The organism is Rhizobium sp. Leaf341 (assembly GCF_001424325.1).
Taxonomy (GTDB): Bacteria; Pseudomonadota; Alphaproteobacteria; order Rhizobiales; family Rhizobiaceae; genus Ferranicluibacter.
The window spans coordinates 209,905-222,764 of the sequence record NZ_LMPE01000002.1 but is presented as its reverse complement, the minus strand read 5'-3'; the positions used below and the strand labels follow the sequence as shown (position 1 = coordinate 222,764).

Below are 12,860 nucleotides of genomic sequence, written 5' to 3'. Positions count from 1 at the left end.
GAAGCCTCAGAGCTGGCCGGAGAAGGCGCGGTGTTGGAGGGAGGCGAAGAGACCATCACTTTTGACTACGGCATCCTGTAGTCGCCCTTTCCGTTCCGCATTTTCAAGCGCTAAGCTTGCATACTCTCTCTGTTTCGAAAGGGAGGGTAGCATTATTTTCAGAGATTTAACGTCCGTTTGGTTGATGCTTGACTGATTTACGGCATCCTTCGCCTTCATAGAAATTTGCTGTTTTATCGAACTACTTTGAAGGAGGTCTATGCAATATTTTGAAGAAATAATGTCTTGATCGAGGCTTAGTCTCATCATGTTAGACTCGAATACAACTGGCTCTTCGAGCTTGGGGATCAGGGCACTTTTCCCCAGATATTCACGGCTATTCACTCGATTTATAACAAGATCGTTCTCGGAAAGGCCATAAGCTTGCTGCTCTTTCTGGGAAATTTCAAGTCGTCTGAGTTTATCGAGTTCGACGACCGCACCGTCATAGAAATTGTTTATCCGCAAAATTCTGACGCCGGACCCGTAGGCGTTTGCAGGCTTGTATAGGCCGTTTGTTGGGCCACTCACAATCAGAGAACCGAAGTCCACAATCGGCAGCTTCTTTGGATTCTCGTCTGGATCCCCGAACATCTCCAGAAAGATCGACTGGGTGAGGCTGTCGAGCAGCGCGATGGCTTTGCGGCGCTTATGCCGGAGCTGATCGGCCTTATCGAGAATCGCAGCAATCCGCTTCTGCTCATCGAGCGGCGGGAGATCGAGTTTGATTGCTCGAAGATCCTTTACAGAGAGGTGTTTAACCGTAACGAACGGCGTCCGGTCCTCTATCGTCTTTAGGGCAGAGGGCAAAAAATGGAACAGATAGTTGTTGTCCAGTTGGCCAGGTTTTCCAAATATCTTGCAGACACGCTGGTTTAGCAACGAGGCATTGCCTTGCCATTTTGCTCTATTGAACTCGCCGTCCATGCCAATCAGAATGTCACCATTCTCAACAACGAAGTCTCCATCGTAGTTGCCCTCGAAAAAGGTGTCTGTATAACCTCGAACAACGTCTCGGATTCGAACTAAAGGCAGGCCCTTGCCGTCCGTGTTAAAGCCACTGGATTTGAAGGCAAAGCCAGACACAATGACGCTGACTTCGCCTAACGACAGGGTAGACCAGGCCCGTTTCACAGCATCGCCTCCAACTCCTTAAGCCCCGTCGCAATCTCATCCTCCAGTGCCAGCAGCTCCGCAATGATCTCCTTCGGCGGGCGGTGGTCGGCGGCTTGGTGGGTCACTTCGCGGTAGCGGTTGAGCGACAGGTTGTAACTGGCAGCCGCGATGTCCTCGCGGGAGACGGAAAAGCTCTGGCCGGTGCGCGGGTTGTCGCGTTCGCTGCCGGTGCGGTTCTTCCAGCGGGCCAGCACGTCAGGCAGGTTGTTCTTCGCGTGGTCCTCGGCGTTCAAGGGCACCTGCGGCACCGGGCCGAACTTGTCCTCGGGCAGCAGCATCTGCCGCTTGTCGTCCAAGCTCATGCCGTCGGCCTGCACGTCGTAGAACCAGACATGATCCGTGCCGCCGGAATTGGTCTTGGTGAAGAAGACGATGGCGGTGGAGACGCCGGCATAGGGCTTGAACACGCCGGACGGCAGCTTGACGATCGCGTCGAGCCGGTGATCCTCCACCAGCATCTTGCGGATCGCCTTGTGCGCCGTGGAAGAGCCGAACAGCACGCCATCCGGCACGATCACCGCTGCACGCCCGCCGGGCTTCATGAGCTTGAGGAACAGCGCCATGAACAGAAGCTCGGTCTTCTTGGTCTTGACGATCGACAGCAGGTCTGCGGCTGTCGTTTCGTAATCCAGCGAGCCGGCAAAGGGCGGATTGGCCAGGATCAGCGAATATGTGTCGGCATCGTCGGCATGGCCGGTGCTGAGACTGTCGCGGTAACGGATATCGGCGCCCTCGACGCCATGCAGCTGCATGTTCATCGAGCCGATGCGCAGCATGGTGTTGTCGAAATCATAGCCATGGAACATGCTTTGGTGGAAATGCCGGTTCAGCTCGGTATCGCGGAACAGACCCTTGTGGTGCTCGCGCAGGAATTCCCCGGCCGCGACCAGGAAGCCGCAGGTGCCGCTCGCCGGATCGCAGATCACATCCTTCGGGCTCGGCGCCATCAGCTCGACCATCAGCTTGATGATGTGGCGGGGCGTGCGAAACTGGCCGTTCTGGCCGGCGCTTGCGATCTTGCCCAGCATGTATTCGTAGAGATCGCCCTTGGTGTCGCGGTCATCGAGCGGGATTTCCGCCAGCATGTCGACCACCTTGGCGAGCAGGCCGGGCGTCGGGATGGTGAAGCGTGCGCCCTTCATGTGCTCGGCGTGCGCCGTGCCCTTCTCGCCCATTTCGCGCAGGAAGGAGAACACGTTTTCGGAAATGATGAAGAACATGCGGGCCGGATCGTCATGACGGAATCTCGACCAGCGCAGCATGGCATAGGTGATCTCTTCCTTCACCGCGCCGGTCTCTTCATTCCGCACGGTGCGATAAATAGCATCTGGGAAAATCACCCGCTCGACCGGCCGGCCCAGCATGTTGGCCTTGCTTTCCTCTCGCGTTTGGATGTCATCCAGTCCGCGCATGAACAGCAGGTAGGTGATCTGCTCGATCACCTCCAGCGGATTGGCAATCCCGCCCGCCCAAAAGGCATTCCAGACCTGATCGACCTTCGAGCGAATTTCACCTGTGAGCATGCTGCATTCCATTTCAATCATGTGAGCGCGACAGTAGCGAAGCGCGGAGGAGAGGCAACCGGGAAAAGCTATGACAACCATCAGTTATCGCACTGGAAATTTAGCCAGTTGTTAGCTCTCTACCTGCTAGCGGAACAATCCAGCTCGGAGGCAAATATGAAAGCAATAATCGCTGCAGCTGTGGCTGTTGTGGGCGCGCTACTGACCTATGTGACATTCTTTAACACCGTGGCGGGATCGCTGGATTTTACCCGCGTGTCTAGCGCCTTTGTAGGCCTGCAAAGCATGGGCGGCATAGATCCTAAGGCTCAAGAGCTGGCAGGCACGATCGTTTTTCAGTGCAGGGCAGCGCAGATCGAGATCATGCGGACGGCTGCACAGGAGGCTGTTGTTGATCTTACCATTGAACGCATAAATCTCGCACAATCTCTCGCAGTCGATGCCGTCCTTACGTCTGTTTCAGCCTTGGCAAGTCAGTCAGGTGCAACGCCGGAGCAGTCTAAGTGCTTGGCTGCTCTCACGGTTATGAAACTCAAGTTTCCGGAGGCATGGAGCTACGTCGAGCGCGAACATCCGGAAGGCCTGACGCCGTTCGATGAATTGATCAAGCAGCAGTGACCTGATGCGTGACAAATGTCTTTTAGCCTGCAGGCATCCTATGCAGACTGACTTTGCGGTCGTGCAATCGTAGCGGGCGGCAACAACGCGAAATTGATTGCTGCTGATGCCCCTGGCTGTGTGACAAAGCCATTTATGCAGCTACAAGTGAAGTAATGATCAGGAGTGGTGGGATTTATCCGCGGAGGCACGTTGCGGCCACATCGCCGGTGCCCGTGTCGCAATCGCCAGCCCGATTTTTTCNACCCCGCGGAGAGGTGGCAGAGTGGTCGAATGCACCGCACTCGAAATGCGGCATGCCTGCAAGAGCATCGTGGGTTCAAATCCCACCCTCTCCGCCATCGGAGCCTTCGCTGGCAGTGGTTTGCCGATGCCTTTGTATCGGCTCTGTCGCCCAATTGCATATTTCTATCTTGTCGGCCGTATTAAGGGCCACACTCACGGCGCACCCATCTTCTCACCAGTAATCGCTTAGTCTCGTTTTCTCACGTCATCGAACTTCAGGTCGAATCTTGCCAGATATTTGACCAGACGATCCGCATCGTTGCTGCTCTTCTTTTCCATTCGCGAGTTCGCGAAGAGGGCTCGGCCGGCAGCGCTCGCAGTTGCCTGCTCCCGACAAGTGCGAATAACTGCGGAAAGCTGAGTTGCGTCGAAACGATCCAGGCGCTCGGCCGCTTCGGATCCCAAGAATTCCTCAATCAGTGCATCCGCCGCGTGACTGTCGGATGACGAGCGCCAGAAGTTGCTCAGCCGCCGAACTTCGTCGTCGACAACAGTCGTCGTGATGCGTCCATGGGGCGCCAACGTCGCCATGCGGGTGACGGAGGCTGACAGGTCGCGGAAATTGGCTTTCCAGAGCCCTTGGGGGCCCGTCGCGAAAGCAAGATAGCGCTCGCGCGCTTCCTTGTTGAAGGTGATGTTTTCGCCTTCGCGTTCTAGGTAGCGCTTTAATTCAAATTCGAGATTTGGCTCAATGTCCTCTTTACGCTCGCGCAGGGCCGGCAATTGGAACGTCCAGAGGTTAAGGCGGGCGTAAAGGTCCTCACGGAACTGCCCCTTGCGCACGTCTTCTCCTAGGTCGCGATTGGTGCCAGCCAGTAGCTGGAAATCGGCCGACATTTCTCGGTCGGCGCCCACAGGCAGAAAACGCTTTTCCTCGATCGCGCGCAGGCACATGGCCTGTTCATCAGGGCCCAATTCGCCGATCTCGTCTAGGAATAGGACACCTTTGTCGGCGGATTTGAGCAGCCCAGAGCGCTCGCCTGCTGCGCCTGTGAATGCGCCCTTCACATGACCGAATAAGGTGGACATCGCCTGGTCGCCGCGTAGCGTCGCGCAATTAACTTCGATGAAGGGCCCGCTCACCTTGCGCTGGCTTTTCTTCAGCTCATAGATTTTGCGGGCGAGCTGGGATTTGCCTGCCCCGGTCGGGCCGGTCAGGAGCACGGGCGCCGTCGAGCGGATTACCACCCGCTCGATCTCGTCGATCATCCGGTTGAAGGCGGCATTGCGGGTCGAAATTCCCGACTTGAGGAAAGAGGCTGCATCTTCGCGCTCCGAGGCAAAACGCTTGGCGATTTCGTCATAGCGCGAGAGGTCAAGATCGATGATCCGGTGCGTGCCGGCAAAGTTCTGGTCCGGTTCGCGGTCGCGTGGTGGCGAAAGCTGCAGCAATTTGCCGGGGATGATACGGGCCTCGGTCAAAAGGAACCAGCAGATCTGCGCGACGTGCGTGCCAGTGGTGATGTTGACGAGGTAATCCTCCATATCGGGATCGAACGGGTAGCTGCGGGCAAAATCGCGAAAGCTTGTGTAGACCTCGGAAAAATCCCACGGATCCCGGAAGTTGATGACGTTAGTGCGCACCTCCGTTGCCGGCGATACCGTCGTGATGTCAGCGATGATCCGGTTGGCGAGTGCGCTCGCGTGGTTGTCGTGGATGAGTTCCAACCGATCGATGAACAGGCCGGATTGCTGGCAGAGCCCGACATTGGGTCGCCAGCGGCTCCAGCGATTGTCCCATTTACCCATGTCCAGGGTAGTTCCCAATATGCTGATGGCAACACGCCGTTTCATGACTTATCCAATTTTATAGAATACAATAATTTTAGATACGATAGTAGGTGCGCTGGCTTTTGGCAATTTCTAGAAGTTCTTGCGGAGCGATAGTTTTTATTTTTAAATAACAGATAGATAGATTACTCTCTGCTCAATCGCGGCTGATTTTTTCTAACTGGCACATGTCTTGAATTGTATCTGGCATGAACCAACCAAGAGGTGCTGTCGTGGTCAACAAGGCGATCTTCAAAACCTACCTCGGAAAACTGCTTCCGGGCACGGACACGAAAAACCAAGAAGCTGCGCCGGCTTACAAGCTGACGCCGCGCGAAGCCCTGGCGCAATATGCTGTGACGGGCACGTTCAACGGAACCTTTTATGCGGATGGCGTCGATCAGTTGGAGGTGGTCAAGGCGCTTGCCCTGCAGGTCGAGCCGGAGTTCCTGGCCAAGGTGGCTATCCATGCCGCCGAAAGAGGCCACATGAAGGACATGCCGGTGACGCTTCTGGCTATGCTGACCGGTCTCCAGAGCGAGGCGTTTGCCCGTGCGTTTCCGCGCGTCGTCAAGAGCGGCAAGATGCTGCGCGGCTTCGTCCAGGTGATGCGGTCGGGTGCTACTGGACGCAAGTCGCTGGGCACGCGGCCGAAGAAGCTGGTGCAGGCATGGCTGGAACGGGCAAGCACCGAACAGATCCTGCGCGCGATGGTCGGTAACGACCCTTCGCTTGCCGATGTGATCCGTATGGTGCATCCGAAGCCGGCCTCGGAAGAACGCAGGGCTCTCTACGCCTGGGCGATCGGCAAGCCGCACAACTATGGGGCGCTGCCGGAGCTCGTCAAGGCGCTGGAGGCCTTCCGGCGCGACCAGACAAGCCCGGTGCCGGACGTGCCGTTCCAGATGCTGACCTCGCTGCCGCTGACGCGGGAACATTGGGTCGAAATCGCCCGGAAGGGTAACTGGCAGATGGTGCGGCAGAACCTCAACACCTTCGCACGCAACGGCGTGTTCGAAGTTGAAGGGTTTCCCGAGGTGCTGGCCGAGCGGTTGGCCGATCCGGACGAGGTCCGCAGGGCCAAAGTCTTCCCCTATCAGCTGATGATGGCGTGGAAGATGGTCGATGGCCAGGTTCCGGATGTCGTGCGCGATGCGTTGCGGGACGCGATGGATGTGGCAATTGCCAACGTGCCGTCGCTTGCCGGCAATGTGGTGCTCTGCCCGGACGTTTCCGGTTCAATGGGCTCGCCGGTGACCGGTTTTCGTAAGGGGGCGACATCAGCGGTTCGCTGCATCGATGTCGCCGGCCTGATGACCGCGGCATTCCTGCAACGCAACCAGAAGGCGCGGGTGCTGCCGTTCGAAAATGACGTGGTGAACGTCAAGCTCAACCGGCGGGATTCGGTGATGACCAATGCCGCCAAGCTGGCGGCGGTCGGCGGCGGCGGAACAAACTGCTCGGCGCCGCTGAGGAAGCTCGCAAACGAGAAGGCCAAGGTCGATATGGTTGTGTTCATCTCGGACAACGAGTCTTGGGTGCATGCGGGCAAGAACGGCCAGCCGACGGCTGTGATGTTGGAATGGGCAAGGATCAAGCGGGTCAATCCGGCTGCAAAGTTGGTCTGCCTCGATATCCAACCCCATGCCACCACACAGGCGCCGACGCGGGACGACGTGCTTAACATCGGCGGCTTCTCGGATGCCGTCTATGGGGTGATCACGGCGTTTGCGGCAAACTCGAACGGAGCAGACGGCTGGGTGGAGACCATCGAGGCGATTGAACTCTGACGCCAAAAGCAATGCCCCCCGCGCCGCCGTGAACGACGCGGGGACGTGACGAATGCCTTGGAAACTACAGTTCACACTTCCATGTCGCGGGTTCGAATCCCGCCGGGTCCGCCATACTATGGACCCGTAGCTCAGCCGGTAGAGCAGGAATGTTTCCAAAATCCTCGTCGTCGCGAACGGATGACATGGCGAATGCAAAGCGGATGTTTCCGTGAAATTGGTTGCCATGATCAACAAGGCGAAAAGCCGGAAACGATACTGGTGCTCCGCGAATGGAGTTGTGGGTTCGAAGCCTGCTCCGTCGTCGCCTCCCATCGTGGAGGACCGGCGGGAAGTGTCCGGGTAATTGTCATTCTGACGGGAATTGCAGCGGCGAATGCCGGGCGGAACTACAGCCACCAACGTTGGATGGTCTGGCAGGTTCGACTCCTCCTGGGCATACGCTCTCTGGCATGAGCGGGGCCATCCGGTTTCGTCCACCCTCGTCGCCGCTGCGAGAACTACCCGGCAAATGCCGGCAGGACTACAGGTAGAGCAGCCGATCGGTTTACCGATCAGTGTGTCGGATGTTCAATCATCCCGGGTTCCCGAAGGGAGCGCGTAGCTCAAATACTGTCCCGCCACCCTTGTTGCCGAGGCTTGAATGAACGGAATGCCCGGCGAATGCCAGGCAGGACTACACGGAAAGAGCAGCCCGTCGCTTTGCGGCGGGAAGGTCGGATGTTCGAATCATCCCGGTTGCACAAGGCAATGCGTAGCTCAGCACAACCGTCCTGCCAAAACTCGTCGCCGGGACCACGAAGAAGACCCTGGGCGAATGCCGTCGGTGGCTACAGGGGCCACTTAGCGCCATCGGTGATGGAATGCGAGCGGTGAGTTATTCTCCGGCCAACGCTCGTCGTCCGGGTGCTGTGACGAAACGAAACTGAACCAGAAGGACTGCAAACGCAGAAAAGACAATGACAGAGGTAATGAGCGGACAGGATTTGATCGATGCCGGCATGAGCCAGGGCAAGTGGTTTCGCGATGCGCTGGAAGCGGCCAACCGGGTGCTGAGCGAGGGCGGCTCGACGGCCGATGCGCTGACGGTTGCCGGCGGTTATCAGCCGGGGCCGACCCTGCCGCTCAAGACGCCGAATGATGTGTTGATCCATATGAACATCCGCGCCGAAGATGCGTTCGAACAGGGTAATATCGAGAAGGTGAGTGCGACGATGCGCGAGCTTTCCCGCACGCCGGTCGTTCGCACGGCCGCGATCATGCCTGATGCCTGCCCTTCCGGGCCGGTCGGCACGATCCCGGTCGGCGGCGTGGTGGCGTCGGAAGCGATCCACCCCGGCATGCATTCGGCCGATATCTGCTGCTCGATGGCGATCTCGATCTTCCCTGATGTGGAGCCGAAGGCGTTGCTCGACGCGGTGCACGCTGTCACTCATTTCGGCCCGGGCAGCCGTCCACGCGGCGCCCAGATCAAGCCTTCTGACGCGACCTTGTCGGCGTTCCAGGAAAATCCGCTTTTGAAGGAGATCCTGAACATCGGCATCGATCACTTCGCCACGCAGGGCGACGGCAACCATTTTGCCTATGTCGGGCAGATGAAGTCGACCGGCGCTACTGCGCTCGTCACCCATCACGGATCGCGCGCTCCTGGCGCACGGCTCTATGACCGGGGCATGAAGATCGCCAACAAGTTCCGCGAGCAGCTGTCACCCGAAACGCACCGGGAGAATGCCTGGATTCCTGCCGAGAGCGAGGAGGGAGAAATGTATTGGTCGGCGCTGCAGACGATCCGTCAATGGACGAAGGAAAACCACTACGCCATCCATGACATGACGGCGGAAAAGCTGTCGGCGAAGGTAAGCGACCGTTTCTGGAACGAGCACAACTTCGTCTTCCGCAAATCCGACGGTCTTTTTTACCATGGCAAGGGTGCGACGCCGGCTTTCGACAACTGGGCCGAAGACGCGACCGATTTGACGATCATCCCACTCAACATGGCGGAACCGATCCTGATCGTGCGCGGCTCGAACGCTGCCCACGGCCTTGGCTTCTCCCCACATGGCGCGGGGCGTAATTTCTCGCGGACGGCGCATATACGCCGCCTCGGCGCGGAATTCGGCGCCGATAGCCGTGGTCTCAGCCCGAATAACATCGCGGCTGTCATGGAGAGGGAGACGTCGGGCCTCGACGCGCGCTTCTTCTCCGGCATTCCCGATATTTCGGAACTGCCGAGCGCCTACAAGAATGCCGCCAATGTCCGGTCGCAGATCGAACATTACGGCCTTGCCGAAGTCGTCGACGAAGTAATCCCCTACGGCAGCATCATGGCCGGCGATTGGCAGAAGGATGCGCCGTGGCGCAAAAAGCGCCGCTAACCAACTGAGAGGGCGGGTTGCCGCCCTCTCGACAGATCTGCCGATACGACGGTCGGCCAATCGCATTTCGAGGCTTCGCTGTCCGCATCAGGTCGGCACGAGCCTCTTTTTCATGGTTTCCGCCAGCATATCGACCATTTCGAGAGCCAAATCTGCGGGCGTGTCGATGCGCCGATTGGTCGTGTAGACATCTGCCGCCCGGTGACCAAGGCTAATTGCCATAACCGTTACACGCTCATCGCATTCAAGCTCAGCCACAACATTTCGAAGATGCCCCGGTAAAAGATCGGGGCCATTCGCCGCGAGCGTCGAGTCATCCATCGGAACTCCGTCTGATAGAACGAGCAGAAATTTATGGGGCTCTGATGCGTGAAGCAAACGTTCGCTTGCCCATTGGAGGGCTTCGCCATCGATATTCTCTTTAAGAAGATCTGGGCGTAGCATGTTTTTGAGTCTATGGCCGAGGGAGGAAACGCGCAGATCATCCGCTGAGCGATAAATGATATGAAGAACGTCACAGAGGCGGCCAGGTCGCCTTGGCGATCCCAGCTTTTGCCAACGCTTGCGCGATTTCCCGCCTTTCCAACTGACAGTCGTGTATCCCAGCACCTCTACCTTGCACCCTAGATTTCGAAGAAAGTCTTGAGCGATATCCACAGCGACAGCTGCCATCAGAATTGATTGTCCGCGCATTGATCCGGAGTGATCGACGAGAAGCGAGACGATGATGTCCTCACGTTTTGGCCTTGGGATTTGCGCAGCAAGATCGGACCCGGTCCGTATGGCGGCGAGCGTCCATTCAGTGCGTAGAGACGTGACCGAAAGCTCGTAGGTCTGCCAGGCGCGGTCGAGAATTGCGGCATCTTTTGGGTTAGGAGAGCCGAGCACGCGATCGAGGTCATCGCTTCTCGCGATTTGATCGAAATCGGTGGTGAATGCTTGATAATCCTTCCCCTTCACCAACACAGGCTCGGCAGCGCTGCGCGTAAACATCTTCTCGAAAAAACGCATGTTCAAGGTCCGATATATCTGGAAGCCAATCTGTGTCTCACATCGACATATCGCTTCGAATATTGTGAATTCGTTTTTAGCGGCGGCGACCTCACGGCACTAGACTGGAACGCGAATACAGCAAGAATTACAGCGTCGGCACCAATTACTCAAGGAGGAGCTTAAACGCGTCAAGATAAAACAACTTGCTCTTTGATCAGCCGTCGGCCGGTGCGAAATGCGGCACGCATGCAAGGGCATCGCGGGTTAAAACCCCACCCTCTCCGCCATCGGAGCCTTAGGCCTCCAGCCCTTCCAGTGATCTGCTGATGTCTCTTGGTCTGCACGGCATGCCCATGTGGCCAGGGCCATGCTGCGGGCGCGTCCCTGCATTAGCGACCCGACTGCCACCATGTCTGCGAATGTGACCGGGAGAGAGGTTGACGTTGCGTGCTTGCTCCCTGCGTAGGGCATGTGGCAAGGCTCTGAGCGATACGCATCCCCGTATGCAGCGCAGCGGATGTTCACGGCAGGGGGGATCAGCCCATGCAGCTGGCCGCGGGTCGACGTGCTGGCTCCAGGGAGCAGGGCGGATTTCTTCGGTGAAGAGACGTGGGTCATGCACGTTGCAGATCGATTCCCGTCGCCAAATCGTTTCCCCGTGTCGTTGTTGCAGCAGTCGCGAGACGACTTTGATGTTCTGCTGGCGAGGTCAAAGGTGATAGTCTGCCGCGTGTGATCTTTTCGAGGAGGAAAAGATCCGGAACACGGCAGGATGGCCGTATTCGACCAGCGGCAGGCGACCGTTTTTGACGTCGTAAAAACCCAGAGGAGGAATGGGAATGAGCAGGAACAGAGGTGTAGTGTATCTGCGGCCGGGCAAGGTCGAAGTGAGAGATATCGATGACCCCAAGCTCGAGGCACCGGACGGTCGTCGGATCGAGCATGGCGTCATCCTGAAGGTCATTTCCACCAATATCTGTGGGTCCGACCAGCATATGGTGCGTGGTCGCACAACAGCTCTGCCCGGTCTGGTGCTGGGGCACGAGATCACGGGCGAGGTCGTCGAGAAGGGCATCGATGTCGAGATGCTGGAAATCGGCGATATCGTCTCCGTTCCCTTCAACGTCGCCTGCGGCCGTTGCCGCTGCTGCAAGTCGCAGGATACCGGAGTCTGCCTGACCGTGAATCCATCCCGCGCCGGCGGGGCCTATGGGTATGTTGACATGGGCGGCTGGATAGGCGGCCAGGCCCGCTATGTCACCGTCCCCTACGCCGATTTCAATTTGCTCAAGTTCCCGGATCGCGACAGAGCGCTTTCGAAGATCCGCGATCTTACCATGCTGTCCGACATCCTACCGACCGGTTTCCACGGGGCGGTGAAGGCAGGGGTCGGTGTCGGCTCCACGGTCTATGTCGCAGGCGCGGGTCCGGTTGGTCTGGCAGCGGCCGCGTCAGCGCGCATTCTTGGTGCGGCAGTGGTGATGATCGGCGATTTCAACAAGGATCGCCTTGCTCATGCCGCCAAGGTTGGCTTCGAGCCGATTGATCTTTCAAAGAGCGACCGTCTCGGGGACATGATCGCCCAGGTCATTGGGACCGATGAGGTCGATAGCGCGATCGATGCGGTGGGTTTCGAGGCCCGCGGCCATTCCGGCGGAGAGCAGCCGGCGATCGTCTTGAACCAGATGATGGAGATCACCCGCGCGGCAGGCTCCATCGGCATTCCCGGCCTCTACGTCACCGAGGATCCCGGTGCCGTCGATGACGCCGCCAAAAAGGGAAGCCTGTCCCTTCGGCTGGGCCTCGGCTGGGCCAAGGCCCAGTCCTTCCATACCGGTCAGACGCCTGTGCTGAAATACAATCGTCAGCTCATGCAAGCCATCCTTCACGACCGGTTACCGATCGCCGACATCGTCAACGCCAAGATCATTTCGCTTGATGATGCCGCGCAGGGCTACGAGAGTTTCGACCAAGGGGCGGCGGTCAAATACGTGCTGGATCCCCACGGGGACCTGACACGAGCCGCGTAACCTGCCTCGGCCGCGTCGCGGTCTGCTGTCCTTGCTCGGCCGGTTCCAAGGCCGGGCAAGAACCGCCTTTCTGGTCGCCCACCTCATGCTTTCGATTCGTTTCGTCTCGCCGGAATGTTCCTTGGCACCTTCAACATGGCATGCGACGCCTGATTTCAACGTTGAGATCGGCGCGGCGACCGTCAGAAAGCTCAGGGTGTGCCGGCAAGCGGAGGTCCCCTGCCGTGTCACGAAACCTGCTGCAAATCCTTTGATGCAAAG

Annotated in this window: 8 protein-coding genes and 1 tRNA gene; 5 read left to right on the top strand and 4 right to left on the bottom strand. The window is 58.1% G+C overall.

Annotation, left to right across the window (positions count from 1 at the left end):
- Positions 1–6 precede the first annotated feature (6 nt).
- Positions 7–1,173 (bottom strand): restriction endonuclease subunit S, encoded by a 1,167-nt coding sequence (locus ASG03_RS21635; protein ID WP_062691549.1) that lies wholly within the window; start codon positions 1,171–1,173, stop codon positions 7–9.
- A complete protein-coding gene (locus ASG03_RS00970; protein WP_062691547.1) occupies positions 1,170–2,738 on the bottom strand; it encodes a type I restriction-modification system subunit M in 1,569 nt (522 codons plus the stop codon). Before ASG03_RS00970 ends, ASG03_RS21635 begins: the two co-directional genes overlap by 4 nt.
- Before the next feature lie 156 nt (positions 2,739–2,894).
- Between ASG03_RS00970 and ASG03_RS00965 the strand changes: the two genes are divergently transcribed.
- Together ASG03_RS00965 and ASG03_RS00960 are read left to right on the top strand one after the other, a co-directional pair.
- Positions 2,895–3,356: a hypothetical protein gene (locus ASG03_RS00965; RefSeq protein ID WP_156381677.1), complete on the top strand. Its 462-nt coding sequence runs from the start codon at positions 2,895–2,897 to the stop codon at positions 3,354–3,356.
- Between the two features lie 251 nt (positions 3,357–3,607).
- Positions 3,608–3,697 (top strand) — tRNA-Ser (locus ASG03_RS00960).
- Between the two features lie 130 nt (positions 3,698–3,827).
- On the opposite strand, the gene rtcR is transcribed toward ASG03_RS00960, so the two are convergent.
- Positions 3,828–5,435 (bottom strand): RNA repair transcriptional activator RtcR, encoded by a 1,608-nt coding sequence (gene rtcR, locus ASG03_RS00955; RefSeq protein ID WP_062691544.1) that lies wholly within the window; start codon positions 5,433–5,435, stop codon positions 3,828–3,830.
- Between the two features lie 209 nt (positions 5,436–5,644).
- Here rtcR and ASG03_RS00950 point away from each other — a divergent pair, with 209 nt between their 5' ends.
- Positions 5,645–7,201, top strand: coding sequence for an RNA-binding protein (locus ASG03_RS00950; RefSeq protein ID WP_062691542.1), 1,557 nt, complete (start codon positions 5,645–5,647; stop codon positions 7,199–7,201).
- Positions 7,202–8,172: 971 nt separating this feature from the next.
- Positions 8,173–9,576 carry an RtcB family protein gene (locus tag ASG03_RS00945; RefSeq protein ID WP_062691540.1) on the top strand — a complete coding sequence of 468 codons (1,404 nt, stop codon included), beginning with the start codon at positions 8,173–8,175 and terminating at the stop codon, positions 9,574–9,576.
- An 87-nt stretch (positions 9,577–9,663) separates the two neighbouring features.
- Here the strand turns inward: ASG03_RS00945 and ASG03_RS00940 are convergent, their stop codons facing one another.
- Entirely contained in the window at positions 9,664–10,587 is a 924-nt protein-coding gene (locus ASG03_RS00940; RefSeq protein WP_062691538.1) for a cobaltochelatase CobT-related protein, read from the bottom strand.
- A gap of 821 nt (positions 10,588–11,408) precedes the next feature.
- Between ASG03_RS00940 and fdhA the strand changes: the two genes are divergently transcribed.
- The gene (fdhA, locus tag ASG03_RS00935) at positions 11,409–12,599 is read left to right on the top strand and encodes a formaldehyde dehydrogenase, glutathione-independent (RefSeq protein WP_062691535.1); all 1,191 of its coding nucleotides are present in this window, start codon (positions 11,409–11,411) and stop codon (positions 12,597–12,599) included.
- Positions 12,600–12,860: the final 261 nt, after the last annotated feature.

Excerpts from the sequence above, each read along its gene's own strand:
- ASG03_RS00970 (WP_062691547.1), bottom strand. The coding sequence starts at position 2,738 with ATGCTCACAGGTGAAATTCGCTCGAAGGTCGATCAGGTCTGGAATGCC.
- ASG03_RS00945 (WP_062691540.1), top strand. The coding sequence starts at position 8,173 with ATGAGCGGACAGGATTTGATCGATGCCGGCATGAGCCAGGGCAAGTGG.
- rtcR (WP_062691544.1), bottom strand. The coding sequence starts at position 5,435 with ATGAAACGGCGTGTTGCCATCAGCATATTGGGAACTACCCTGGACATG.
- ASG03_RS00965 (WP_156381677.1), top strand. The coding sequence starts at position 2,895 with ATGAAAGCAATAATCGCTGCAGCTGTGGCTGTTGTGGGCGCGCTACTG.
- fdhA (WP_062691535.1), top strand. The coding sequence starts at position 11,409 with ATGAGCAGGAACAGAGGTGTAGTGTATCTGCGGCCGGGCAAGGTCGAA.
- ASG03_RS00940 (WP_062691538.1), bottom strand. The coding sequence starts at position 10,587 with ATGCGTTTTTTCGAGAAGATGTTTACGCGCAGCGCTGCCGAGCCTGTG.